The sequence below is a fragment of the Pseudomonas sp. GW821-FHT02B10 genome (assembly GCF_059421865.1).
Genome location: NZ_JBWKVU010000015.1, coordinates 23,616 through 47,712 on the forward strand (window position 1 = coordinate 23,616; position 24,097 = coordinate 47,712).

The window sequence follows — 24,097 nt, forward strand, 5'->3', positions numbered from 1 at the left end:
TATGTTTATCAACTGAATGCGGAGTATCCGAACATGCCAAAGATGAAAACCAAAAGTGGTGCTGCTAAGCGGTTTCTGAAAACTGCTAACGGTATCAAGCACAAGCACGCTTTCAAGAGCCACATCCTGACCAAAATGTCGACCAAGCGTAAGCGTCAACTGCGCGGTAGCAGCTTGCTGCATCCGTCTGACGTGGCAAAAGTCGAGCGCATGCTGCGCCTTCGTTAATTTTTGGATCAAGAATAGAGGAAGTAACTCATGGCTCGTGTAAAGCGTGGCGTCATTGCCCGTAAACGTCACAAAAAAATTCTGAAACTTGCTAAAGGCTACTACGGCGCGCGCTCCCGCGTATTCCGTGTTGCCAAGCAAGCGGTAATCAAGGCAGGCCAATACGCCTACCGCGACCGTCGTCAGAAAAAACGTCAGTTCCGCGCTCTGTGGATCGCTCGTATCAACGCTGGTGCTCGTATCAACGGTCTGTCCTACAGCCGTTTCATCGCCGGCCTGAAAAAAGCGTCCATCGAGATCGACCGTAAGGTTCTGGCTGATCTGGCAGTGAACGAAAAAGCGGCGTTTGCTGCGATTGTCGAGAAAGCTAAAGCCACTCTGGCTTAAGTACCCCCGACAGTCACCCGGGCTCACCTCTGTGGGCCCAGGTGTTAAACGTCATAAATAGGGGAAGAGCCTACAAGCTCTTCCCCTATTTTGTATCTGGAGTCTGTACATGGAAAACCTGGATGCGCTGGTCTCTCAAGCACTAGAGGCTGTGCAAAGCGCTGAAGACATCAATGCCCTGGAGCAAATCCGGGTTCAGTACCTTGGCAAGAAGGGTGAATTGACTCAGGTGATGAAGACCCTGGGGAATTTGCCGGCAGAGGAGCGCCCGCAGGTCGGCGCCCTGATCAACGTTGCCAAGGAGCGTGTTACAGAGGCTCTCAATACGTGTAAGGCTTTGTTTGAAGAAGCCGAGCTGGCTGCCAAACTGTCCGCTGAGTCCATCGATGTGACCCTGCCTGGCCGTGGCCAGGTCTCCGGCGGTCTGCATCCTGTGACCCGGACTCTGGAACGTATTGAACAGTTCTTCACTCATATCGGCTACGGCATCGCCGAAGGCCCTGAGGTCGAAGACGACTATCACAACTTCGAGGCGCTCAACATCCCAGGCCACCACCCGGCCCGTTCGATGCATGACACCTTCTATTTCAACGCGAACATGCTGTTGCGCACCCATACCTCGCCGGTACAGGTCCGCACCATGGAATCGCAGCAGCCGCCGATCCGCATCGTCTGCCCAGGCCGTGTGTACCGTAGCGACTCCGATATCACCCACTCGCCGATGTTCCACCAGGTCGAAGGCCTGCTGATCGATCGCGACATCAATTTCGCCGACCTCAAGGGAACCATCGAAGAGTTCCTGCGGGTGTTCTTCGAAAAAGAACTGGCAGTGCGCTTCCGTCCTTCGTACTTCCCGTTCACCGAGCCGTCCGCTGAAGTCGACATGGAATGTGTGATGTGCAGCGGCAAGGGCTGCCGTGTCTGCAAGCAGACCGGATGGCTGGAAGTCATGGGCTGCGGCATGGTTCACCCGAACGTGCTGCGCATGTCCGGGATCGATCCGGAAGAGTTCCAGGGCTTTGCCTTCGGCATGGGCGCCGAGCGTCTGGCCATGCTGCGTTACGGCGTGAATGACTTGCGCCTGTTCTTCGACAACGACTTGCGGTTCCTCGCGCAATTTCGCTAGGTCGCACGCCCGTAACGAATCTTTCAGGAGAGCAGGATGAAATTCAGTGAACAATGGCTGCGTGGCTGGGTAAGCCCGCAGGTAAGTCGCGACGAGCTGGTTGCTCGTCTGTCGATGGCCGGTCTTGAGGTCGATAGCGTAACGCCGGCCGCCGGTGTTTTCAGTGGTGTGGTGGTGGGCGAGGTGCTGAGCACCGAGCAACACCCAGATGCTGACAAACTGCGTGTTTGCCAGGTCAGCAATGGTGCGGAAACCTTCCAGGTCGTGTGCGGTGCGCCAAACGTGCGTCCGGGCCTGAAGATCCCTTTCGCCATGATCGGCGCGGAGCTGCCTGGCGACTTCAAGATCAAGAAGGCCAAGCTACGCGGTGTCGAGTCGAACGGCATGCTGTGCTCCCAGGCAGAACTGCAGGTGGGAGAGGGCAATGACGGTCTGATGGAATTGCCGGCCGATGCGCCGGTAGGCAAGGATTTCCGTGAGTACCTGGAACTGGACGATGCCAGCATTGAAGTTGACCTGACTCCTAACCGCGGTGACTGCCTGTCGCTGGCGGGGCTCGCCCGTGAAGTCGGCGCGCTCTACGCAGCGCCTGTTGCCCGTCCGGTGGTGCTATCCGTGGCACCTGCGCACGATGAAGTGCGTCCGGTTGAAGTGTTGGCGCCCGCAGCTTGCCCGCGTTATCTGGGCCGGGTTATCCGTAATGTTGATCTGTCCAAGCCGACCCCGCTGTGGATGGTCGAGCGTCTGCGTCGCGCTGATGTACGCAGCATCGATGCGGCCGTAGACATCACCAACTACGTGATGCTGGAACTGGGGCAACCGCTGCATGCTTTCGACCTCGCCGAAATCAACGGTGGCATCCGTGTGCGGATGGCCGAAGAGGGCGAGAAGCTGGTCTTGCTCGACGGCCAGGAAGTGGCCCTGCGCAGCGATACCCTGGTTATCGCCGACCATACCCGTGCCCTGGCGATTGCCGGTGTCATGGGCGGCGAGCACAGCGGTGTAGCGGCAACTACCCGCGACGTTTTCCTGGAAAGTGCCTTCTTCGACCAGATCGCTGTCGCTGGTAAAGCCCGTTCCTATGGCCTGCACACCGACGCCTCGCATCGCTACGAGCGTGGTGTGGACTGGCAATTGGCCCGTGAAGCCATGGAGCGCGCCACCGGCTTGTTGCTGGAGATTACTGGTGGCGAAGCTGGCCCGATCATTGAAGCAGTCAGCGAGCAGCACCTGCCTTCGATCGCTCCGGTCACTTTGCGTGCCGAGCGCATCACCCAGATGCTGGGCATGGAAATCGAAGCGGCAGAAGTCGAGCGTCTGCTCGGTGCTCTGGGTCTGAAGATTTCCGCCGATGGAGCAGGGCAGTGGCGCGTTGAGGTGCCAAGCCATCGCTTTGATATCAGCCTGGAAGTCGATCTGATCGAAGAACTGGCTCGCCTGTACGGTTACAACCGCCTACCGGTTCGCTACCCTCAGGCGCGTCTGGCTCCACAAGCCAAAGCCGAAGCTCGTAGCGATCTGCCTGAGCTGCGTCGTTTGCTGGTGGCCCGCGGTTATCAGGAAGCTATTACTTACAGCTTCATCGATCCGAAACAGTTCGAGTTGTTTAATCCGGGAGTCGAGCCGCTGTTGCTGGCCAACCCGATTTCCAACGACATGGCTGCCATGCGTTCCTCGCTGTGGCCGGGGCTGGTCAAGGCGCTTCAGCACAACCTGAACCGCCAGCAGGACCGTGTCCGTCTGTTTGAGAGCGGTCTGCGTTTCGTCGGTCAACTGGAAGGCTTGAAGCAAGAGCCGATGCTGGCCGGTGTGGTATGCGGTACCCGTCTGCCGGAAGGCTGGGCACAAGGCCGCGATGTTGTGGACTTCTTCGACGTCAAGGCTGATGTGGAAGCGGTGCTGGGTTTTGCCGGTGCACTCGATGCGTTCACTTTCGCGCCTGGCAAGCACCCTGCGTTGCACCCGGGTCAAACCGCGCGCATCGAGCGTGAAGGTCGTCTGGTTGGTTATATTGGCGCTATCCACCCTGAATTGTCGAAAACCCTCGGTCTCGACCGTCCGGTCTTCGTTTTCGAGCTGGTTCTGGCCGAAGTAGCCTCGGGAAAAATGCCTGAATTCCGTGAGTTGTCGCGCTTTCCTGAAGTACGTCGTGACTTGGCCTTGCTGGCTGATCGCGATGTCGCTGCCAGTGCGGTACTGGATGTAATCCGTGAGAATGCAGGCGAATGGCTGACAGACCTCAGGTTGTTTGACGTGTACCAGGGTAAAGGCATTGATCCTCATAGAAAAAGCCTTGCAGTTGGCTTGACCTGGCAGCATCCATCGCGCACTCTTAATGACGATGAGGTGAACTCCACGACGCAAAATATCCTCACCTCGCTCGAACAAAGGTTGAACGCCACGTTAAGGAAGTGACGTATGGGGGCTCTGACGAAAGCTGAAATGGCCGAACGTCTCTACGAAGAGCTGGGCCTGAATAAACGTGAGGCCAAGGAATTGGTCGAGCTGTTTTTTGAGGAAATCAGGCACGCTCTCGAAGACAACGAACAGGTCAAACTGTCCGGTTTCGGTAACTTCGATCTTCGGGATAAACGCCAGCGACCTGGCCGCAACCCGAAGACGGGTGAAGAAATCCCGATCACGGCACGCCGTGTGGTCACCTTTCGTCCAGGGCAGAAGTTGAAGGCCCGAGTTGAGGCTTATGCTGGAACCAAGTCATAACGACGAGCTCCCGGTCATTCCGGGCAAGCGCTACTTCACCATCGGTGAAGTCAGCGAGCTCTGTGCGGTCAAGCCGCATGTGCTGCGTTATTGGGAGCAGGAGTTTCCTCAACTCAACCCCGTCAAGCGCCGCGGAAATCGCCGGTATTATCAGCGCCAGGATGTGCTGATGATCCGGCAGATCCGCGCGTTGCTGTATGATCAGGGGTTCACCATCGGTGGAGCACGCCTGCGCCTTTCCGGTGATGAAGCCAAAGACGACACCACCCAGTACAAGCAATTGATCCGTCAGATGATCTCCGAACTGGAGGACGTTCTGGTAGTACTCAAGAAATAATTTCAGCCTTTAAAATACTTCCATATTTCAAAAGCTTGCGATATATTCTTGAACGCTTCGTTAAGAAGCAAACCCAGTAACACGCCTAGTCGGGGCGTAGCGCAGTCCGGTAGCGCACTAGCATGGGGTGCTAGGGGTCGAGTGTTCGAATCACTCCGTCCCGACCATATAATTCAAGGGGTTGCGAGATTTTATCTCGCGACCCCTTTTTATTTTTAAAGGTTTTTACTCCTACGAAACGACTGGCTTTGGATGGAATCATCGTCTGCTTCGAAGAAAGTGGACGCGAGATTTTTGGGCGCCAATGTCCCCCGCAGTAAGTTCGGCGGTGGAGGTTATGAGGGGAACTAATTGACGACTCTTCAGCAGTCTCCAGTTTTGACTGTTGGGGGGGGCTGCGCTAACCAAGAAGTTCCAATAGCCCCATAAGACGAAATGTCAGCAAATCGGGGCTAGAAGGTCTGGGGCTCGAAGCTTATCCATTCAAACTCTCAGCCCCCTATCGATCCACCTGAAGCCGCGTGACCAGGGTAGGCTGCCGCTGAGAGCGAGGCTTGCGCGGCCTGATTCATCCAACCATAGAAATCACCGGTCTTCCCACAAGCGCTGTCAGTGCCGGCAGCCTCTTGCTTCGGATGTATTCGATGCTTCCCACCAGGTAGACACAGTCTCTGGCCCGGGAGATGGCGACATTCATGCGTCGGTCGTCTGCATAGAACGTGGCGGGCCCGACGGTACGCACGAACGAGAAGAAGACGACGTCAGCCTGACGCCCTTGGAACGCATCGACGGTATCCACCTCGATTGTCAGGTGCTCGCGGAAATCGAGTTTGCCCAGGGCGAGCTTGAGCTGCCTGCACTGTGCGCGGTACGGCGTGATCACGGCTACGCCCAGCCGCTTGCCGTCGCTGAAGTAGGGCTTGGACTCTTCGCTTTGAAGAACGGTGGTGCTGGCATCCATCATCACATCACCAGAGCCCACGGTATCGCCGCGGGCTGAGGCCTCAGCAATCACAGCAGACTTTGCTTCGCTGATTTGCTTACACATCGTCTTCAGGCGATCAAGGATGATCTGAATCTCGCGCTGGTTGATCAATGTCTTTTCCTCTTCTCCGCGTTCAGGGGGGACGAAGTACCCCTTGGAGTCGTAGGTCAGCCAGGCGAAGTGCTCGAACAGGCCATTACCTTCCGTGCGGCTGTGGTCGAGGCCGTTGTTGTAGAAGTGCTTGGAGATGAATTTGCCGATCTCTGGCAGCATCCGGTACTGCTTGAGCAGCGTGCCTTTCATGTGCTCGGGGAAATTCTCGAAGATGCGCTCGATGACGCCGCCTCTGATGAGCTTCTCCTGGGCCTTGTCGAGTGCCGAGAGGGCTGAAGACTCTTCTTTGCAAAAGGTCGGTGGCAACTGCTTGTGGTCGCCCACCAGCACGCACTTGCGAGCCACTGCGAGTGCCATGAGCCACTCGGGCAGGGTGGCTTTGGAGCACTCATCGACAATGGCCAGGTCGAACATGTCACTGTCCTTGTCGACGAAGTGATCCACCTGGTTGCAGGTCACGCCGATGATCTGATGCCGGTCGGCGAGGTTGCGCACCAACCACCGGGGAAGCTCGATGCTCCCATCGCTGTTCGTGCGTCCGCGATCCAGCTTTTGCCACAAACGCTCTGTGAGCTCCGGCGCTTTCTCCCACGCATCTCTCCATACGGCATCAGCCCGATCAAGCGCTTGGACTTCGATGGAGGCTGGGTTTTCCAAGGTGGAGACCATGAAGCGTGGGTAGCGCATCACCATGGACATATCGGCAACTGAAAGGTGAGTGGTCAGACGATCAAGGGCGTTGTCGACCGCGACGTGTGTTTCAGAGCTGATGAGGATTCGCGCGTCGGGTTTGCTGCGCAGGGTCTGGAGGATGATCTCCACGATTGCGGTGGTTTTACCGGTACCGGGAGGCCCTTGGAGGAAGAAGATGTCTTCGCAAGCCAGGGCTTTCTGGATTTGGGAGTAGGCATAGGTGTCAGCCAGGTAGCACTCCTGCACCGGTGCTGTGGCGTGGATGGCCATCGAATCGTGCAGGCCCAGTTCGGCAAGCTCAGCACCTACCTTCGTTTTGCGATCGGTAGCGCGGGTTTTCTCAGCTGACTTGCTGCCCGATGTATCGACTCCGGATCCTGCCGCCTCGGTGTAATACTTGGCCAAGGTGTTGTTGTGAGCGACGTTGCAGTTGGCACCACTGCGGAATCTGAGGACGTACCTGATCTGCCGTTCATACTTTGCGCGGGTGATAGGATCGGCTGTGATCTCGACAAGCTTGACCAGGTACTCCAGCCAGTCGTCTATGTGGTCGATGAGGTCTGGTGCCGGTGAGACAGGAGAGGGGGACGTGCTTAGGTCGCTCTCGTTGAAGTGCTCTTTAGATGTCATCTCAAACCCCCTCGACTTTAGGCTTCAAGAGCGCCAATGCACCCGCTGGGTTACGTACGCCAATGCCCATCAGAATCTTGCTCATCAGTGGATCGTTTCGTTCCAGCTGTTCGATGCTTAGCGGCAACTCAAGCACCTGGCCAGCCGCGAGTGCCTCGACGATGCGCATGTCATCATCGATGGAGAGCGTGCCCATGTTGATGTGGGCCATCTCTGCTGCGAGCAGTTTGTCCAAACCCAGGACGAGGCGGTTGACCGTAAATTGAGGTAGGGCGTTGATCAACTCATCGTTAGTGGCGTAGCCCAGTCGCACGGCCTCGGAAATACCGATGAAGCACTCCCGGAATTGCCAGGCGCCCCATTGGAAGCTCAGCTTCACGCGCGTTGTGCTTGATGTGCTCACTGTTGCCTCCTTGCTGGGTGACGTACTGATTTGGTTGCCAGGCCGATCGCTGGCCAGTAAATGCCTGCGTCATTGCGCGCGAGCAGGGTGAATACCTGCTCGATAGTTTTTGAGGGGTGCAGGTCGTTGATCCATCCCATGAGTTTCTTGATTTCATCGCGGCGAGATGTGAACACCTGGCGGGCTGCGTAGAAGTTGTCCTGGTGTTCGCGAGCGGCTGCCAGCGAATGGAAAATCTCCGAGCGCGCTACCTTGTCCGCGTCGAGTGTGGAAAACTCTTGAAAGTCATGAGCCCACTTGATGCGCGTTTGGATAATCGCTTTACGATGATTGAGCTCTGATGTTCTGCGTTTGGCGTCTTCCCAATCGGGCCTGGTATCGATGAGCACCTGATTGATTTCCCTAAGCGTACCGCCATTGGGCATTTGCGAAATCCATAGGTTGGCCAGAGGCGACTCGCTATCCGAGAACTGATAGTAGTTTTCGAAGATATCCTGCAGTTCTCTGAATTTGGTACCGCACTGCTCGTAGAGGAGCTTCACACGCTGCCTCACGAGCTGGTGTTGCTCACTGTTTCGTTCCTTCTCTGCCTTGAGCGTGGAGGTGGAAATTCGGAGGTCACTTAGCTGCTTTCGCAGCTTGCTTTGATAGCTTTTGATACGGCTCAGATCGCGCTCATAGTCCTTGGCATCGGACTTGGCATCTCTTGCAAACTGTTTGACGAACTTGGTGATCTCCGGGGTTGTGACGCGAGGCGGACGATTCGCAATTTGTGCTTGCCAGGTGTGGCGTTCCTCGGCGCGCGAAAGCCGGATCATCTCTTGATTGAGCTCATCTAGGTACGAAATCGTGGATCGGATGACCTGGATTTTGTCTCGCTCAAGATTCCAGCGCAGCTCGCTGATGTTCTTGCGCAACCATGCCTCGATACACAGGAACATAGCCTGCGGGAGGTCTTTGAGGTGGTCGATGTAGTCCGTGGTCTTCTCGATGTGATCGTTGAGGAACTCAACGTACTGCTTGAGCTCTTCCTCGCGCAGCTTGGCGAGCTGTTGGATCTGCAATTTGTACGCGTCGGCTTGAGCTTTAACCCGGGCCTGACTAGCCGCGGCTTCGCGCTCATACTCATCGATCATGCACTGCGTTTTTTGCAGATGTTTATCCAGGCTACGGCTGGTGAAGTAATGGACAAGTTTCTTTAGCATTCTGGGCTCCTTGCACTACGGGCGCACAAAAAATTCGTAGGCCTGGTCCCACGACGTCTGCTCAGGCAGCACGTCCGTGAGACGGACATCGATCGTGGCCAGCATCGTCCGTGCGATTTTGTCGGTGTCACCACCCTCGAATGCAGTCGCTTCAAGGGATTGCTGCAGCGCTTTGAGCTCCTCGCGATAGGCGTCCATGCGCGCCTGTTCGAGTTGCTGTTCGGTACCGGCAGCCTGGAGCGCTTTGCGCTCGCCGAGAAGGGTGTTCTTGATTGGGGTGAACAGGAGGAACTGAAGCTCCAGGTGAGCATTCAGGTCTTTGCTCAACATCTGATAGCGCTCACCCGCCTGCCAAGTGATCTCTTGGCGCTGACGCTCGTAGTCCTCCTCGATCTGCAGAATTTTCTGCTGGTAGCTGGCCTTAAGCTGATAGAGGGATTCAGCCTCTTGGGAAGGTAGGCTGGCGATCTGCTTCTCGATCTGCTTCTGCACGGCTATAAGCTGACCTTTGCGAGCACGGTATTCCGAGAACACCGAGATACTGCCGGAAAACGGCAGCATGTCCTTCCACTCGAACTTGAACTCGGACATCGTTCCGACCAACCCCGCGTACTGCGACAGGTTGATTGAGCCGTTGGTGAGCTGGGACATCGCAGCCTGCATGTCCTCCATCGCCAGTTTTTTACCTTGGCCGGCGAAGTGGCCAACATAAGCAGAGACAGCGAAGGAGAACCCAATCGAGAATACGGCGCCCAGCGCAATGGGGCCAAGGGCTCCAAGTGTGGTGCCAAACAGAGCTGTGGAGGCGATCTCGGAGGCCACCCATTGGCCCAGGAAGGTCGCCGTCGCGGTGCCTGCGCTGTACGCCAAGGATCCGCCCACCACCGATACCGTGGTGCTGATCATTGAGCCACCGAACTCCAAGCTGTCGATTTCGCCTCGCGAGAACTTGTAGATGTTCTGGCCGAGGCTCACCGCGATGTTGGCGACAGCCGAAGCTATGTTGCCTTTAATCAGGTGGCCGCCTGCGTTCTTGAGTACGGTGTGCGAGGCGCTGTCGATCAGGTTCTGGCCAAGGTGCTGAATGCCGGTGACCAGAATGGCATTGCCGGCCCCCTTGATCGAGCTCAGAACAATGCGCTCGGCTGCCTCATAGCACTGCTCCATCGTGAGGTGCTCATCGCTGCGCATGATGCCAAGTAGCTCGGAAGCTGCGCTTAGCGTGGCCCCGCCGATTGCTCCAGCCTTAGCTGCATTCGCGTACTGCATGCGATTGAACTCAGCGCGCACGCGGTCTTTTTCTGCGTATTCAGGGCCTTTGTCTTTTTCGGTGGTCTCTTTGACGAGTTCCTCAGAGCTGCCTTTACCGCGGCGCTTGAGTGGCTTGCTCTTGATGTCAAGGCGATCGTCCGAGTGGATCGAGTCATCCAGGGTTTCTGCGGTCTTTTTGTAGTTCTTGCTGACCTCGGGCCGTTTCTGGGCGTTGTTGGCTGCCTCGTCTTTGGCAACAACTCGGGCGTCAGCGAGCTGCTCCTCCGGGACGATTTTGCCTACGTCCTGGTAGTCACCATGGTTGATGGCTTTGGTGCTTTTCTTGGCAGTCTTGTAGAACTTTAGCTGGTAGTCCTTGGAACCATCGGGGGTGTTGATGCGGATGTCGGTGACTGGGTCATTGTGTCGCCCTACGTCCAACGTGGCTCGGTGGTTGTTGGCACCTTTGCCGGCTGCTTCGATGTTGTACGAGCCCGCATGGTGAGCTTCTGCGATTCGACCCTGCTGTTTGTCCAGAGCCCAGTTTGCATACTCACCGTCTTTTCTCGTGATCGATTGCTTGAGCATCACCGAGTACTGATCCAATGTATTGGTCAGGAACTGGTTCTGCAGTTCGTTTAAGCCAGCCTGCGCATAGAGAACACCCTGTTCGAGGGGCTCTTTCATGTCCATGTCATCTCATCCTTCAGATAGGTCGCCGAGGTTGCGCCTGGTCTGCATTCAGACAGTCCAATCCGAGCGCATCGGCGGCGATGCACGTTCCTTGAGAGGTTTATCACGAAAGTGATGTCGAAAGGCCATTCAGGCTAGCAAAAGGTATGCGCCTACTATCGAATAAGTCCCAGCAGCGATGGCGGTTGCAGCGGGGCAAGCGGGGGATGTTGTGGATGGCGAGCCCGCCCTTTGACGGATCGCGATGATGCGAATCCTTCAGTAGCCATTCTTGAAGATCGGGAGGGATTAGACGATCAGATGCTTCTCAGAAGCATGTATGGCCAAGGCCCTGGATTACGGTCTTAAACGCTGGGTATCGCTGACGCGCTAACTCGAGGATGGTGCTGTTCCCATCGACAAGAACCAGATCGAGAACTTGATCCGGCCGTGGGCGCTTGGGCGGTCGAACTGGTTGTTTGCTGGGTCGCTACGCAGCGGCAAGCGGGCGGCTGCGATCATGAGCCTGATCCAGTTAGCGCGCATCAATGGGCATGACCCGTATGCTTATCTCAAGGATGTGCTTACGCGCCTGCCAACGCAGCGAGCAAGTGAGATTGCTCAGTTGCTACCGCGTCGGTAAATACCGAACTGACTTGCGCAAGGTGAGTTGACCGGACGCTTACCGCTCAATTCGTGATTGAACGGATATAGTAGCGTCGTGTGCCCATCGTCCATTGCAATACGTTGAAAGGAGTCGACATGAAACTGATCGCCAATCGAATTAATGGGGTACACCTGCGCGACCTATTACCTGGAGCCGATGTCGAGGTGGATGGCGTGTTGGCTGCCGTGGCCTATGGTAGTAGTGCATCCGATATCACCCAGGACCTGGTCGGCCATTGCGTCGATAACAAGCTGCGTCTGGACCTATGGATGCGCTACGACCACACTGTGCCCGTTTCGGTGGAGCTGCTTAAGCGCCTGTTCAAGCATCAGAAAGACAATGTGTTTACGCGTTTTGTCCCCGACCGCTTTCACCCCAAGGTTATTTGGTGGAAAGGTTACGGCGCCTATATTGGCTCGGCCAACCATACCGATAATGGGTGGCTTACGAATATTGAAGCGGGAGTTTTCCTGACGGCAGACGAGTTGCTCGCCAATGGAATGGACAACCAGCTGGAAGACCTCTTCGACTACCTGCGTGAACTGGAAGTGACCATCCCTATTTCGGCGGATTACATCGCTGAAATGGAGCGCTTCAACCTCTGGAACAAGGGCATCTACGACGAGTCGCGCAAGAAGCGCAGCCATCCCGAATGGGAAGGTCCGAGCTTTGTCCAAGAGCAGGCCGCCTTTGACCGACGCAAGGACAATTTCAAGCAGGAGTGGTTAGAAACGCTCGGTATTCTGCAGAGCATCCAGCAACAACTGGGTGACTACCGACCCAAATGGGTGAGTGCCGATGTTCCAAGTGCTTGGCATGTCGATCAATTTCTGCATGGTTACTATTACAATCATGTCGGCGACGCCCAGCGCAAGCCATACGAGGACTTCCACGAACACCATCGGGCCAACCCGCAGGCTGCACTGGAGGTTGAACTGAGGTGGTGGAAGTCTTTGTCGGAAGCGCCATCGTACGAAGACTACGCGCTTTATGAGAGTGCACCGGCGGTGCGTGAGTTGTTGGCGCAGGGTAAGGTGCTCGAACTATCTAGTGAGGAATTCGCCGTCCTGTGTCGCAACACCCATGCCACCATGGAGCACATAATAAAAGTGCCAACCGCCGAGCTTGGCTTTCCTGAGCTGAAAACGCTGGATAGGGAGTCACGTGTGCGGCCCTTTGCCGAACTCATCCTGCGTCAGCGCAACCGCAAGGGATGGGATGTTCGTAAACTACTCCACCATGTGCTCTACGAAGGGCAAGATAATGAAATCTGGTTGCGCCTGTACCATGCTGGGCGCGACTGGGAGTACAGCATCCCACGCTACGGCCTGAACTCGCTAGCCGAGGTGATCGGCTGGGCCCGGCCGGAAGTGGTCCCACCGCGCAACGGTCGCACCAGCAAGGCGTTGAGAGCACTGGGCTACGATGTGAAGGTTTATTGAGCTCCACAGCAGGGATGTCAGGCGACTAGCGCCTGCCAATGGGTTGACGATGCACAGTTGCGAGGGGTGGGATGATTCGATGCAAAATCACGCGCTCCTCACGAGTGGAAAGACGGTACTGTAGTGGTCAACTAATCCCGGACACGACGTTAAGTTTTTTCTCGGCCCGAGCTGGCGCTAGTCCGCCGTTGAATTGGTGCGGTCGAATCCAGTTGTACCGATGCATCAAAAATGGCTGATGTCCCGGTGCGCTTCTTGGGTTGTCATGTAGCCCTCGGTCGGTATCCATTCAGTTTTCAGGCTGCAAACATGCGTTCCATCGGCGCATTATCCCAGCAGTTTCCCCGGCGGCTCATGCTCTGGCGCATGCGGTAACGCCAGAGCCGTTGGCGAAACTGGCGACTGCCGTATTGCGACCCCTGATCCGAGTGGAACAGCAGGCCTTGAGGCCTGCCACGCTGTTCGTAAGCCATGTCCAACGCCTTGATAACCAGATCCGCATCCGGCTTGTTCGACAGCGCCCAACCCACAATTCGACGCGCGTAGAGATCCAGCACGACAGCCAGGTAATGCCATTTCCCTTGCGCCCAGATGTAGGTGATGTCGCCACACCAGACCTGATTGGGTACCGGTACCTCAAACTCCCGGTTCAGGGTGTTCGGAATATCAGGACGCTCGACCGTCGCTTGTTTATAGGCATGTGAGCCAGGTTGTTTGCTGACTAGTTCCAGTTCTCGCATCAAGCCACGTACCTTGAACCGCCCGATTTGCTCGCCATCTTCCTGCATCATCGACACGATACTGCGGCTGCCGGCAGCGCTGCGACTTTGCGTGAACAGTTCGTTGACTCGACTGCGTAATCGAAGTCGTTCAACGTTCGGAGTTCGACGTCTGAGGCGGTGGGCGTAGTAGCACGAACGAGTGATTTCAAAGACTGTGCAAAGCCAATCAACCGGCTCTTGTGCACTCAACTGATCAATCAGCGCGTGCGCTCGTGTTCTTCCGACATCAAGAGCGCGGTAGCCTTTTTTAAAATGGATTTCTCCCGCTCAAGGCGAGCAATTCGAGCTTCCAGTTCCTGGATTTTTTGCTGTTCAGGCGTCAGCGCCTTGCTCTGCGGAGTAACGCCGGTGCGCTCCTGCTGAAGCTGATTAACCCAGCGACGCAACGCGGACTCGACAACCCCGAGTGAACGGCAGGCTTCGATATGGCTATAGCCTTGATCGAGCACGAGGCCTGCGGCCTCGCGTTTGAACTCAGCGGAAAAGGAACGACGTTGCTTGGTCATCAGACACCTCTATCTGGCGAGCATTCTCGCCTAAATGGGTGTCTGGTTTCATTAGACCACTACAAGTCGCTCTCAGTAAGGTCGAAGCGCAGATGGGATATCCGATGACGATTGAGTGGCCTGCCTCGCCACAGGAAGCCAAGACAAACACCGATCCAGATTAAGTGGCACTGTAACTCTAATAACCAACGGTGTATTGGGCATCCGGCTTAGAGTGCCCAATACAGTCTTATGGATTATCTGAGAAATAATAATTTCTTGATGGAATCAGTCAGGCTAAGGCCTTGGTATATATAGAATGTGTTTGTTGTTGGTCCATTCATCGGCAACAACTTATTTTTATCGTGATCATAGCGTCGTGCGACATATCCCAATGACTTCATGATTGTGGACACATTGTGCCAATCTGAGTTTTCTACCATTATTATTGGCTTCGAGCGCTCGATTGTTTTTTTTAATCCGCGAAGAACCATCGATTCGGCACCTTCGACGTCAACCTTAATTAGGTCAGGAGATAATTTTAAATCATCACCAACCCTCAAGTCGCATTTGATCTTTTCAAGCCTTGTAAGCCCGCCGCGCTCCAAGAATTTTTGCTTAACCCAAGCTAGTTCGTAATATGAGTCCGTGATAGAAGCCTCTTCTATGAAAGCCTCGTCGTTTGAGTATGGTATATTTAAATAAAAACTGCCCCCTTTGTCGGCTAAGCCGTAAGGGTTTATTTCTATGTTTCCGGGTACTTCGCTGGCTAGGCTGTTTAGTTCTTCTATAAGTATCGGGTTTGCTTCGTACGAGTGAATGGTCGCATCTGGAAAAAGTATTCGGAAGGATATGATGCTTTGGCCAAGATTTGCACCTATGTCAAGTATTGTGTTGATGCGTCTTGAGCCTATTGTAAAACCATAAAAATCAGTGTCATGAACTTCTTTGGTTTTCCATCGATGCATCACTGCTTCTGATAAGCGCTTTAGTTCCATGAGCGACTCAATCCTTTTTTATTTAACAGAATAAACCTCAGAGCGCCACTGTACGTCTAATCCCTCCTGGAGAAAAGAATGTCTATCACATCGCAGCAATTGCTGCAGATCCTCCCGAACGCCGGCGCCAGAGCCGGCGTTTTTGTGTCAGCGCTCAACGCGGCCATGAGTCGTCGGCAAATCAGTACGCCCAAGCGCATAGCGGCTTTCCTTGCTCAGATCGGGCATGAGTCCGGCCAGCTGCAGTACGTGCGAGAGTTGGGCAGCTCCCAGTATCTGAGCAAGTACGACACGGGCAAGCTGGCTGAAAAGCTGGGCAATACCCCGGCAGCTGATGGCGACGGCCAGAAGTACCGTGGGCGCGGGCTGATCCAGATCACTGGTCACAACAACTACCGGCAGTGCAGTCTTGCACTGTTCGATGATGAACGCCTGCTGCGGACGCCTGAGCTGCTGGAGCAGCCACAGTGGGCCGCAGAGTCGGCCGCCTGGTTCTGGCAGCAGAACGGTCTTAACGAGCTGGCGGACCGCGACCAGTTCAACAGCATCACTCGCCGCATCAACGGTGGTTTGAACGGGCTGGAGGACCGCTTGCAGATCTGGGCGCGGGCGCGGGAGGTGTTGCAGTGAGCCCCGCGGTGTTGCGCCTGGCGGGTGCTCTGGTATTGGCCGGCCTGCTGCTCGCCGCCGGCGCGGGCGCGGCCTGGAAGGTGCAGGACTGGCGCTACGGCAAGCAGCTGGCCGACGTTGCCCGTCAGCACCAGGATGATCTGAGCGCGATCAGCAATGCAGCGAGCGCCCAGCAGCAGGCTGAGCAAGCCAAGCGCCTGGCGCTCGAGCAGCGCCTGGCCACCGCCGACCAATCCCACCACCAGGAGCTGACCAATGCTCAGAAAGACCAAGCTCGCCTGCGCGATCGCCTTGCTACTGCTGACCTGCGGCTGTCAGTCCTTGTCGACGCCGCGGATGCAGCCAGTTGCAGCAACCTGCCTGCCACCCCCACCACCGGCGGCGTGGTTCATGGAGCCCCGAGAGCCCGACTTGACCCAGCGCATGCTCAACGAATTATCAGCATCACCGACGACGGCGACCGGGGGCTGATCGCCCTGCAGGCTTGCCAGGCCTATGTTCGAGCGCTTACACGCTGATCGGGGCTATCAAGTGGGACCCCTGGTTGCGTGAGTTGCCCACGGTGTGGTCGATCTTGAACCACTCGAACGTCTCGGATGGTTCGGATGGTTCGCACTGGTGCAGCACCATCTGTTCGGCGCGCTCCAATGACGTCGTCGGGTCAAGCCATTCCCGGGCCAGTTCCGGGGACAAGACAACCGGCCGCCGATCGTGAATGTCGACCATGCCGCCCTGGGTGACGGCAGTGATGATGACGAATCCGTCATGCTCACTGGGCGTATTGTCACCGGTCGGGAGTTGACCGATTGAGGCGTAAAAGGAAGGCGCACCATCTCGGCGTACAGCCTATCTTCAGAGCCATATTTTTATTGGTAATAAGGTTGATGCTAAATTGTTATTTCTGTTCGATAGTTACAAAGTTGACAGGAAGAGGTGATCAACTAGGATTGTTAGCGCGTATCTAGAATTGGACTCGCATGAAAATGGAAAAGTTCTTATTCGGAACTTAAATTATATGGAAATAAGGAGATTAAAATGCCTGGGTCAGCTAAGAAGGTTTCTCAATTAGATCAAGGGAGCGCTACAACTTTCACCCTCTTCACTCAGAACGACATCTTGATCACGTTAGATTTGCCCAGTGTATTGGAGCTCGGTCTGGATATGGTTGAGGTCTACCCAAAAGAGACGAATGCCGTCGCTGCTCCAATATTTAAAAACAATACGCCCTATACCGTTATATCTGCCTCTTTTACCATTAAGCTCGGGAGTGTGCTCAATGATCAAAAGCAGGAGATCGCGAAGGCGCAATGGCAGAATCCGGGCAATTTAAAGCAACAAGAGAGCATGAGTTTCACTTGTAAAAACGTTCCTTCTGGTCAAGAAATCCAATGTGAGCCTGACACTGATGGATACACCAAAGTTCGGTGGCAAGCCACAAGGACTAGTGGGGAGGGTACGGAACTCCTAAATAATAGTTTGACTCTTGTATCGCTCACCCTAGGACCGGTTGAGCCGAAAAATGTTCCGGCTACAGGGCCCGATGTCACTGTTAGCGGGAACAACTGATCTGCTACCGCGAGGCCAGGATCTCCGGGCCTCGCGGTCGTTCCCGGTGCTGCGATATGGCACATGGTTAAGTCCTTACCTGAGTCCATAGCTTAGACAATCGTTTTTGGCTGAGGCTTCAAGTCAGTCATCTGCCGCAGATCATCTGTCTCTCTCCTGTTTGATCTCGTCGAGATCGCTGATCTTCTGGCGCATGGGCGTCGCTTCTGCACTCCCTCTGTCGGAGACGCCCCGCGAACTTGTCTTTCTTCGTCCCGAACCTTTCGCAGTTGCAAGCTGAGTTTCTGGATCTAGTTCTCTAGCAGGCGGGTTGATTGCTTGCATATTTCCAAAGGCGAGGGAGGCCTAGCCAATTAGAGGTGTAGTCGATCTCCACGGGACTGTTTCAAGTTTGAGCTGTTTTTTATATTCAGTGATTGAGGCATGGTCGGAGCGCTGTTCTAGGCGACGAGGTGTGGTGGGAGATTGTGTTCGGTCGGCAGAACGCCGGAGAAGGGTGGGGACTTTTTCGGGGATTTGTGAAATTCGGTTGGGGCCGGTACGGCATCGTTTGCAGCGAGCGCCGGTAAAGGCCCAATAAAATCAGCACTTTATGTGCATTTTCAAGCATGGGGTGCTAGGGGTCGAGTGTTCGAATCACTCCGTCCCGACCATGTTTTTCAATGACTTAGCCCAATCTTCACAGGTTGGGCTTTTTCATTTGTGGGATTTTGTGTTGCTGGTTTTGCAGTCTGCTTTCCCGGCGCCAGCTAAACGCTCCTCAAGCATTTCAATGTTGATACCTGCATTTAAATGCGTTCCCCCAATAGGAGGGCGTAGGATGGATTTGCCTACGGTTCATCGGTACTCAGCTCTGACCAGGGGATGCTAAACATGAAGGTGAACGGCTTAAAAGTTGTGTTGATTGCCGCAACGGTGGTGTTGAGTGCGTGCTCCGGAACGACGACACGCTCCTGTTTCTCGGATGCCTGCAAGCTCGGCGGCAATTACACGAAGTTGAATACCGGCGGTGGCGCTTCCGCGCTGGGCAATAGCTATAACGAGTATGGTTCGAGCCTTTTGCACGACTGAGGTTTTCTCCGAGTGCCAGAAGAGTGAGTTGTCAACGATCCAGGACGCTTTCCTGTCAAAGCCCGGCCCAGAGCCGGGCTTTTTCATCCCGGTCTTTCCCCCAGGCGAGGTTGAGACGCTGATAGCCGATGGATTACCCGCATGGGAGACCGGTCAGGTGGGGGGACGTGAAGGATCGAGAGAATAAAGAAGGGCCCACCGTAAGGTGGGCCCTGTTCGTTTCTGTAATGGCCAAGGTTGATCGGGCAGCACCCTCATCTGAACGGAGGGTGTGCCCATCGAGCATCAGACCAGGCTGATCATGTCCGCACTCAGTTGCGCGGGGTTGAAGCCGACCAGGGTGATGCTGCTGTCTCCCGCCACGATCAGGCTGTCGCTGCCTTGCTGGCTGGTGGCGCTGAGGACGGCGGCCGTGGAGGCGAACAAGGACTTGGAAAACACCAACTGATCGAAGCCATTCTGGTGAACGTTGAAATCGCTGATCACGTCATGGCCGAAGCCGCCCACGTCGAAGACAAACAGATCGCTGCCCACTCCGCCGCTGAGGGTGTCGTTGCCCAGGCCACCCACCAGAATGTCGTTGTGCGCGCCGCCGTAGAGTGCGTCATTGCCACTGCCGCCGAGCAGGGTGTCGTTGCCGTTTCCACCGTGCAGCAGGTCATTGCCCGCGCCACCTTCGATAAGATCGTCGCCGCCCTGGCCGAAGATCAGGTCGCGGGAGGCGGTACCTTTCAGCAGGTCTGCCAACTGCGTGCCTTCGGTGGCCTTGGCGTAGCTCTTGTCCGACCCGAACAGGCCTTCGAAATCGAGCTTGCTGCCGGTCACGGTAAAGGCCGGGGTCAAGGCCTGGCCCAGGAGGCCTTCGAACTCGACATGCTCGACGTCGTGCAGCTCCTTGAGGCCGTAACGCCCATTGGTGTCGTTGAGAAACAGGCTGCCATCGCTCAGGCGCACGGCTTCGTAACTGGTGACCGTACCCTGCAGGAAGACTTTGTCGTCGCCCACACCGCCGGCGACGATGTCGGTGCCGGTGCTGACCCTGAAGCTGTCGTTGCCGGCGAAGCCGTCGAGGAAATCGTCGTTCCTGCCGTCCTGCAGCTTGTCCGCGCTGTCCGTGCCGAGGAGAAAGGCCGGTGTGCCGAAGTGGTTGGAGGTGGGGGAGTATTTGTCGCTGACCCAGGTAAAGCTGCGGCTGACCGGGTCGAGGTTGCTGATGACGATGGTGCTGTCACGCTCGATGTAGTCGTAGAACGTCGACTGGCCGATGCGCTGGATGGGGTTGATGAAAACGCCTTCCAGGTGCGCCACCCAACCGTTGGGATTGATCACGGAGAAGGGGCCGTTGGGCCAGGTGGGCAAAGCGTAGACCGTGTCGAACAGCACGATGTTGTCGGTGGTCGAGGTGTAGCTGGCGTCACTGCCTTTGAGGGCCGCGAGAATGGCGCCGCTCAGGTCGGTCTGTTCGCCGATCAGCCGGTGCACGATGTCGTTTTCGAAGCCGAAGTTGAAGATTCCGTCGCTGTTGCTGGCCTTTGGCGACGCCATGCCGAAGTAGTCCGAATCCTTGAAAAAGCCGTCGGCCAGGTTTTCCCTGCCCAGGTACATGCTGTTGGTCACGGAGCCGCCCTGGCTGTAGCCGGTGACCAGCACATCCTTGCCCGTCAGGTTATGGCTGGTGGCGTAGTTCTTGATCGAGTCGAGCAGGTAGTCGTAGCCGTGGATATAGGAGTTGTCGATCATTGCCGGGTATCCCAGCAAGTCCATCGGCGAGTTGGTGCCGGCAATCGAAAAGCCCATTTTCACCAGCTTGCCGCTCTCGTCGTATTGGCCGAATACCTTGGCCTGGGAGCCGGATACGTTTTCGCCCTTGAAGCTGCCTGTCAGGTCGAGGTGGCTGCCGTCGATGCCCAGGTCGCTGGCGCTGATCTCGCGCCAGCCCTTGGGCAGGACAAAGGTGTTGCCTTCGCCCAGGACCGCCCCGGGCAAGTGATAGAGCGCGCCTACCGTCGCTACGCCGCTGGTGTAGGTGGCCAGGTTCCAGGCATCTGAAATCAGCACGCGGCCGTCTTGGCCCTTGTAGTCGAATATCGCCATGGTTCGTTTTCCCTCACAAACTAAAAAGTCATGAACAAAAACAAGAGCTGAAGTCTTCTTGTTCTTCTTCGCTCGGATTTCAGAGCCTGGTGACTGCGCGCTCCGGAATCTGCGCCCAAGCTACTCATTCATTTGGAGGGTGTGGGCCAGGCAAGGGGGGCATTGGCACGATCGTCCTAGTAAAAGCCCGATCCAGCCGCTATAAATCCGGCGTCATTACAGTTTGGTTAGCTCGAGGGTGGCTTGCAGCCGCCCATCCTCTCTACCTTCCAGCCCGGGCGTCAGCCGCGGCGGCGAACCCTGAGCAACATGCGCGCAAGAATGTCGTCCTTGTCGAAGAAGTGATGCTTGAACGCCGCCAGCACGTGGACCAGGATCAAGGCGCCGGCGCCCCAGGACAGCAGGCGATGTATCCACATGGCCAGGTCGTAGCGGGACTGATCCACCGGCGCTATGGGCGGCAGGTTGAACAGACCCAGCAGCGGTATCGGGTGACCGGCGACCGAACTCCAGTACCAGCCCGAAAGCGGCACGGCCAACATGGCGATCAGGTAGAGCAGGGCGTGGGCGATATGGGCGATACCGGACATCGCCCTGGAGACGCTGCTGGGCATGGCCGGGTAGCGGTGGGTCAAGCGATAGCAGAGCCGGGCAAGCAGCAGGAACAGCACGGTGCTGGCAATCGCCTTGTGCACGAAGACCGCCGGGCCGCCCCTGGGCACATCGCCACGCAGGTTGGCGGAGTAAAAACCGATCAGCCAGGCGCCGATGATGATCAGCGCCATGCTCCAGTGGAAAAGCCGTGCTGCCAGACTGTAGGAAGAGGAAGCATTCATAGGGACAATCTGCCGTTGTGAACGGTGGAAGGACTCCGGGTTGCCGTCGGTTGAGTCAACCGGGTGTCGCCTCCTTGGCTCGGAACGCGATGGCGGCCTTGGGTCGAGGGCGATCGCGGAAGGAGTATTTCAACAGATATTTGTATTTGCAAGTGTTGTATTTGCAATAGTTGTAAGTGCATGTTTTCCACCATCTCCATTCGGGCAGTGTCGAATGAAAGGGACAGGCGCATTTCACCGGATCAGCTCAACGACGTAACATGCCCCCGCGCAGAGCCGTCTCAGCAATGGATACCGAGGTCTGAACCTTTGAACAGTTACTGTTTTTCCACCGCCGTCCCTTACCTGGTCACTCGTGTCGGGGTGCGCATGGGCGAGTGCTTTTCCCAGGAGCTTGGCGAGCATGGCCTGACGCTGGTCATGTACCGAGTGCTTGCGGTGCTTCGGGAACAGGGTGGGCTCAGCCTTGGCGAGCTGGGCGGACGGGTTTCGGCGGAGATCTCCACCTTGTCGCGGCAAGTGACCAACATGCAGAAGCTGGGGTTGATCCTGCGCGAGCGGCAGGACGCCAATGGCCGTCAGGTCTGCATCAGCCTGACGCCCGCGGGGTTGGCCCTGGTGGAGTCGCTGGTACCACGGGCGATGTATTGGGAGGAGGTGGCCATCCAGGGTTTCAGCGAGGCGGAAGTGGAGCAGCTCAAAGCCATGCTGATGCGCATGCACGCCAACCTGGCGAAGGTGCCGGACGTGTCGACAACCAACTGAAAATACCCCGTTGCACAAGGCTGGCCGGGCACGTCGAGGTTTCAGCGAAGCCGCACTGAAACCGCCCTGTGCCCGGCGAACAATCCCGGCCTTACCCCCAGCGCCGGAACAGCACGCTGGCATTCACCCCGCCAAACCCGAAGCCGTTGGACATGGCGTATTCCATCGCCAGAGGCTGGGCCTGGCCACGAATCAGGTTGAGGCCTTCGGCGCCGGCATCCGGGTTTTCCAGGTTGAGGGTGGCGGGGGCGATCTGGTCGCGCAGCGCCAGGATGGTGAAGATCGCTTCAATCCCGCCGGCGGCGCCCAGCAGGTGGCCGGTGGCCGACTTGGTCGAGGCGATGGCCAGGTCGCTGTGGTTGCCAAACACGCTCTTGATCGCCGCCAGCTCGCCTTTGTCGCCCACCGGGGTCGAGGTCGCGTGGGCGTTCAGGTGCTGGATCTGGGACGGCTCGACGCCGGCCTGACGCAACGCCTGCTGCATGGCGCGGCGGGCACCGTCGCCGTCCTCCGGCCCGGCGGTCATGTGATAGGCGTCGGCGCTGGTGCCGTAGCCCACCAGTTCGGCGATCGGCGTGGCTCCCCTTGCCAGGGCGTGTTCCAGCTCCTCGATCACCAGCAGCCCGGCGCCTTCGCCCATCACGAAGCCGTCGCGCGCCTGGTCGAAGGGCCGCGATGCGCGTTCCGGCGTGTCGTTGAAGTCGCTCGACAGGGCGCGCGCGGCCGCGAAACCGGCCAGGCTGACCCGGTGAATCGTGGCTTCCGTGCCACCGCAGACCGCGACGTCGATCTCCCCGGCGCGAATCATCCGCGCGGCGTCGCCGATGGCCTGGACGCCCGCGGCGCAGGCCGTCACCGGCGTGCCCAGCGGCCCCTTCAGGCCATGCTGGATCGACACATGACCGGCGGCCATATTGCTGAGGAAGGACGGAATGGTGAACGGCGAAAGACGGCGCGGCCCCTTGCTGTCGGTGGTGCGCACGGCGTCGGCGATGGCCGGGAAACCGCCCACGCCCGACGCGATGATGGTGGCGGTACGTTCCTGCGCCTCTGCCGTCTGCGGCGCCCAGCCGGCCTGGGCCAGCGCCTCTTGGGCGGCGGCGAGGGCTAACAGGATGAAGCGGTCCATCTTGCGCTGTTCCTTGGGCGCCAGCAGCGCGTCCGGATCGAAGCCGGCCTGCGGGTCCTGGATGCGGTCGGGAACCTGGCCGCCGATGCTGATCGGCAGGTCGCCGATCAATGCTTCCGGTAGCCGGCGGATACCCGACTGCCCGGCCAGCAGGCGTTGCCAGACCTGTTCGACGCCGCAGCCCAGCGGGGTCAATGCGCCCATGCCGGTGACGACAATGCGTTTGTTCATGACCTTTGTGCTCCTTCATCTCGTGTGGGGTGTGTCGCTCTATGGACGTCACTATCATCATGAAAGTAACATGCCCGAACCACAAATACGCAACTGCGAAATCCGAGGAACCGCCATGCAACGCAAGACCCTCCTTCACGACGAATGCCCGATTGCCCGCAGTCTGGAACGGGTGGGCGAGTGGTGGAGCATCCTGATCATGCGCGATGCCCTGCATGGCCTGCGGCGTTTCGAGGAGTTTTCCCGCAGCCTGCAGATCGCCCCCAACATGCTCACCCGGCGTTTGAATTCGCTGGTCGAGGACGGCTTGCTGGAGCGTCAGGCCTACAGCCAGCGGCCGCTGCGCTACCAATATGTGCCGACGGCCCGGGGCGAGGATTTTCGTGTGGTGCTGATGGCGTTCGTCGCCTGGGGCAATCGCCATTACGCGCCGGAAGGGGAAAGCGTGCAGATCGTCGAGCGCGCCACCGGCAGGCCGGTGCGGCCGATGATGGCCGACCTGGCCGATGGCCGCCCGGTGCCGCTGGAGGCGTGCACGGTCCAGGCCGGGCCGATGGCCAGCGAAGGCATACGTCAGCGGCTGGAGGGGCTGCGGGCGATGGAGGCCGAGGGCGAGGCCTGAAGGGGCCGCGGATCGCCGCGGCCCCCC

The 24,097-nt window shown here is 57.2% G+C and carries 21 protein-coding genes, 1 tRNA gene and 3 pseudogenes; 15 read left to right on the forward strand and 10 right to left on the reverse strand.

Annotated elements, in window-relative coordinates; translation table 11 throughout:
* Positions 1-33: 33 nt before the first annotated feature.
* The 7 genes from rpmI to AC07VU_RS26020 all read left to right on the forward strand — a co-directional run bounded on the left by rpmI (position 34) and on the right by AC07VU_RS26020 (position 4,966).
* The gene (gene rpmI, locus AC07VU_RS25990; protein ID WP_002553160.1) at positions 34-228 is read left to right on the forward strand and encodes a 50S ribosomal protein L35; all 195 of its coding nucleotides are present in this window, start codon (positions 34-36) and stop codon (positions 226-228) included.
* A gap of 30 nt (positions 229-258) precedes the next feature.
* The gene (gene rplT, locus AC07VU_RS25995) at positions 259-615 is read left to right on the forward strand and encodes a 50S ribosomal protein L20 (RefSeq protein ID WP_007905879.1); all 357 of its coding nucleotides are present in this window, start codon (positions 259-261) and stop codon (positions 613-615) included.
* A gap of 109 nt (positions 616-724) precedes the next feature.
* Positions 725-1,741, forward strand: coding sequence for a phenylalanine--tRNA ligase subunit alpha (pheS, locus tag AC07VU_RS26000; RefSeq protein WP_277588278.1), 1,017 nt, complete (start codon positions 725-727; stop codon positions 1,739-1,741).
* A gap of 36 nt (positions 1,742-1,777) precedes the next feature.
* Entirely contained in the window at positions 1,778-4,156 is a 2,379-nt protein-coding gene (gene pheT, locus AC07VU_RS26005; RefSeq protein WP_495030741.1) for a phenylalanine--tRNA ligase subunit beta, read from the forward strand.
* A gap of 3 nt (positions 4,157-4,159) precedes the next feature.
* Positions 4,160-4,462, forward strand: coding sequence for an integration host factor subunit alpha (gene ihfA / locus AC07VU_RS26010; RefSeq protein ID WP_002553164.1), 303 nt, complete (start codon positions 4,160-4,162; stop codon positions 4,460-4,462).
* The gene (locus AC07VU_RS26015; protein ID WP_007920509.1) at positions 4,443-4,799 is read left to right on the forward strand and encodes a MerR family transcriptional regulator; all 357 of its coding nucleotides are present in this window, start codon (positions 4,443-4,445) and stop codon (positions 4,797-4,799) included. The genes ihfA and AC07VU_RS26015 overlap by 20 nt, the downstream gene beginning before the upstream one ends.
* Before the next feature lie 90 nt (positions 4,800-4,889).
* A tRNA-Pro gene (locus AC07VU_RS26020) sits at positions 4,890-4,966 on the forward strand.
* A 401-nt stretch (positions 4,967-5,367) separates the two neighbouring features.
* Here the strand turns inward: AC07VU_RS26020 and AC07VU_RS26025 are convergent.
* The 4 genes from AC07VU_RS26025 to AC07VU_RS26040 are packed head-to-tail and all read right to left on the reverse strand — an operon-like array spanning position 5,368 to position 10,773.
* Positions 5,368-7,221, reverse strand: coding sequence for a DEAD/DEAH box helicase (locus tag AC07VU_RS26025; RefSeq protein WP_495030742.1), 1,854 nt, complete (start codon positions 7,219-7,221; stop codon positions 5,368-5,370).
* Position 7,222: 1 nt separating this feature from the next.
* Positions 7,223-7,624 (reverse strand): hypothetical protein, encoded by a 402-nt coding sequence (locus AC07VU_RS26030; RefSeq protein ID WP_495030743.1) that lies wholly within the window; start codon positions 7,622-7,624, stop codon positions 7,223-7,225.
* Entirely contained in the window at positions 7,621-8,829 is a 1,209-nt protein-coding gene (locus tag AC07VU_RS26035) for a hypothetical protein (protein WP_495030744.1), read from the reverse strand. Before AC07VU_RS26035 ends, AC07VU_RS26030 begins: the two co-directional genes overlap by 4 nt.
* Before the next feature lie 15 nt (positions 8,830-8,844).
* A complete protein-coding gene (locus tag AC07VU_RS26040; RefSeq protein WP_495030745.1) occupies positions 8,845-10,773 on the reverse strand; it encodes a hypothetical protein in 1,929 nt (642 codons plus the stop codon).
* 322 nt (positions 10,774-11,095) lie between these two features.
* Here AC07VU_RS26040 and AC07VU_RS26045 point away from each other — a divergent pair.
* Both AC07VU_RS26045 and AC07VU_RS26050 read left to right on the forward strand, forming a co-directional pair.
* A pseudogene (locus AC07VU_RS26045) lies at positions 11,096-11,395 on the forward strand (IS66 family transposase); the annotation flags it as partial.
* Between the two features lie 119 nt (positions 11,396-11,514).
* Entirely contained in the window at positions 11,515-12,861 is a 1,347-nt protein-coding gene (locus AC07VU_RS26050) for a phospholipase D family protein (protein ID WP_495030746.1), read from the forward strand.
* A 127-nt stretch (positions 12,862-12,988) separates the two neighbouring features.
* On the opposite strand, the pseudogene AC07VU_RS26055 reads toward AC07VU_RS26050, so the two are convergent.
* Positions 12,989-14,149: pseudogene (locus AC07VU_RS26055) on the reverse strand (IS3 family transposase).
* A 236-nt stretch (positions 14,150-14,385) separates the two neighbouring features.
* On the reverse strand, positions 14,386-15,126 hold the full coding sequence (locus AC07VU_RS26060) for an FkbM family methyltransferase (RefSeq protein ID WP_277588310.1): 741 nt from the start codon (positions 15,124-15,126) through the stop codon (positions 14,386-14,388).
* A gap of 78 nt (positions 15,127-15,204) precedes the next feature.
* Here AC07VU_RS26060 and AC07VU_RS26065 point away from each other — a divergent pair, with 78 nt between their 5' ends.
* Both AC07VU_RS26065 and AC07VU_RS26070 read left to right on the forward strand, forming a co-directional pair.
* The gene (locus tag AC07VU_RS26065; RefSeq protein WP_123410827.1) at positions 15,205-15,756 is read left to right on the forward strand and encodes a glycoside hydrolase family 19 protein; all 552 of its coding nucleotides are present in this window, start codon (positions 15,205-15,207) and stop codon (positions 15,754-15,756) included.
* Positions 15,753-16,274, forward strand: coding sequence for a lysis system i-spanin subunit Rz (locus AC07VU_RS26070; RefSeq protein WP_420801062.1), 522 nt, complete (start codon positions 15,753-15,755; stop codon positions 16,272-16,274). The genes AC07VU_RS26065 and AC07VU_RS26070 overlap by 4 nt, the downstream gene beginning before the upstream one ends.
* Here AC07VU_RS26070 and AC07VU_RS26075 read toward each other — a convergent pair.
* A pseudogene (locus AC07VU_RS26075) lies at positions 16,264-16,596 on the reverse strand (SOS response-associated peptidase family protein); the annotation flags it as partial. The gene AC07VU_RS26070 and the pseudogene AC07VU_RS26075 overlap by 11 nt on opposite strands.
* Before the next feature lie 195 nt (positions 16,597-16,791).
* Between AC07VU_RS26075 and AC07VU_RS26080 the strand changes: the two are divergent.
* A complete protein-coding gene (locus AC07VU_RS26080; protein WP_274306263.1) occupies positions 16,792-17,322 on the forward strand; it encodes a hypothetical protein in 531 nt (176 codons plus the stop codon).
* 873 nt (positions 17,323-18,195) lie between these two features.
* Positions 18,196-18,393 (forward strand): hypothetical protein, encoded by a 198-nt coding sequence (locus AC07VU_RS26085; RefSeq protein WP_150049999.1) that lies wholly within the window; start codon positions 18,196-18,198, stop codon positions 18,391-18,393.
* A 285-nt stretch (positions 18,394-18,678) separates the two neighbouring features.
* Here AC07VU_RS26085 and AC07VU_RS26090 read toward each other — a convergent pair whose 3' ends face one another.
* Together AC07VU_RS26090 and AC07VU_RS26095 are read right to left on the reverse strand one after the other, a co-directional pair.
* The gene (locus AC07VU_RS26090; RefSeq protein ID WP_274306264.1) at positions 18,679-20,487 is read right to left on the reverse strand and encodes a calcium-binding protein; all 1,809 of its coding nucleotides are present in this window, start codon (positions 20,485-20,487) and stop codon (positions 18,679-18,681) included.
* A 281-nt stretch (positions 20,488-20,768) separates the two neighbouring features.
* Positions 20,769-21,323, reverse strand: a complete 555-nt coding sequence (locus AC07VU_RS26095; protein WP_053260432.1) for a cytochrome b — start codon at positions 21,321-21,323, stop codon at positions 20,769-20,771.
* Positions 21,324-21,632: 309 nt separating this feature from the next.
* On the opposite strand from AC07VU_RS26095, the gene AC07VU_RS26100 reads away from it, so the two are divergent.
* Entirely contained in the window at positions 21,633-22,088 is a 456-nt protein-coding gene (locus AC07VU_RS26100) for a MarR family winged helix-turn-helix transcriptional regulator (RefSeq protein WP_207255304.1), read from the forward strand.
* A gap of 91 nt (positions 22,089-22,179) precedes the next feature.
* Here AC07VU_RS26100 and fabF read toward each other — a convergent pair whose 3' ends face one another.
* Positions 22,180-23,448 carry a beta-ketoacyl-ACP synthase II gene (fabF, locus tag AC07VU_RS26105; RefSeq protein ID WP_495030747.1) on the reverse strand — a complete coding sequence of 423 codons (1,269 nt, stop codon included), beginning with the start codon at positions 23,446-23,448 and terminating at the stop codon, positions 22,180-22,182.
* Between the two features lie 115 nt (positions 23,449-23,563).
* On the opposite strand from fabF, the gene AC07VU_RS26110 reads away from it, so the two are divergent.
* Positions 23,564-24,070 (forward strand): winged helix-turn-helix transcriptional regulator, encoded by a 507-nt coding sequence (locus AC07VU_RS26110; RefSeq protein ID WP_495030748.1) that lies wholly within the window; start codon positions 23,564-23,566, stop codon positions 24,068-24,070.
* Positions 24,071-24,097 lie beyond the last annotated feature (27 nt).

Excerpts from the sequence above, each read along its gene's own strand:
- AC07VU_RS26065 (WP_123410827.1), top strand. The coding sequence starts at position 15,205 with ATGTCTATCACATCGCAGCAATTGCTGCAGATCCTCCCGAACGCCGGC.
- AC07VU_RS26085 (WP_150049999.1), top strand. The coding sequence starts at position 18,196 with ATGAAGGTGAACGGCTTAAAAGTTGTGTTGATTGCCGCAACGGTGGTG.
- AC07VU_RS26110 (WP_495030748.1), top strand. The coding sequence starts at position 23,564 with ATGCAACGCAAGACCCTCCTTCACGACGAATGCCCGATTGCCCGCAGT.
- rplT (WP_007905879.1), top strand. The coding sequence starts at position 259 with ATGGCTCGTGTAAAGCGTGGCGTCATTGCCCGTAAACGTCACAAAAAA.
- AC07VU_RS26040 (WP_495030745.1), bottom strand. The coding sequence starts at position 10,773 with ATGGACATGAAAGAGCCCCTCGAACAGGGTGTTCTCTATGCGCAGGCT.
- AC07VU_RS26015 (WP_007920509.1), top strand. The coding sequence starts at position 4,443 with ATGCTGGAACCAAGTCATAACGACGAGCTCCCGGTCATTCCGGGCAAG.
- AC07VU_RS26060 (WP_277588310.1), bottom strand. The coding sequence starts at position 15,126 with ATGGAACTAAAGCGCTTATCAGAAGCAGTGATGCATCGATGGAAAACC.
- AC07VU_RS26035 (WP_495030744.1), bottom strand. The coding sequence starts at position 8,829 with ATGCTAAAGAAACTTGTCCATTACTTCACCAGCCGTAGCCTGGATAAA.
- rpmI (WP_002553160.1), top strand. The coding sequence starts at position 34 with ATGCCAAAGATGAAAACCAAAAGTGGTGCTGCTAAGCGGTTTCTGAAA.
- pheT (WP_495030741.1), top strand. The coding sequence starts at position 1,778 with ATGAAATTCAGTGAACAATGGCTGCGTGGCTGGGTAAGCCCGCAGGTA.
- ihfA (WP_002553164.1), top strand. The coding sequence starts at position 4,160 with ATGGGGGCTCTGACGAAAGCTGAAATGGCCGAACGTCTCTACGAAGAG.
- pheS (WP_277588278.1), top strand. The coding sequence starts at position 725 with ATGGAAAACCTGGATGCGCTGGTCTCTCAAGCACTAGAGGCTGTGCAA.
- fabF (WP_495030747.1), bottom strand. The coding sequence starts at position 23,448 with ATGAACAAACGCATTGTCGTCACCGGCATGGGCGCATTGACCCCGCTG.
- AC07VU_RS26050 (WP_495030746.1), top strand. The coding sequence starts at position 11,515 with ATGAAACTGATCGCCAATCGAATTAATGGGGTACACCTGCGCGACCTA.
- AC07VU_RS26080 (WP_274306263.1), top strand. The coding sequence starts at position 16,792 with ATGCCTGGGTCAGCTAAGAAGGTTTCTCAATTAGATCAAGGGAGCGCT.
- AC07VU_RS26095 (WP_053260432.1), bottom strand. The coding sequence starts at position 21,323 with ATGAATGCTTCCTCTTCCTACAGTCTGGCAGCACGGCTTTTCCACTGG.
- AC07VU_RS26025 (WP_495030742.1), bottom strand. The coding sequence starts at position 7,221 with ATGACATCTAAAGAGCACTTCAACGAGAGCGACCTAAGCACGTCCCCC.
- AC07VU_RS26090 (WP_274306264.1), bottom strand. The coding sequence starts at position 20,487 with ATGGCGATATTCGACTACAAGGGCCAAGACGGCCGCGTGCTGATTTCA.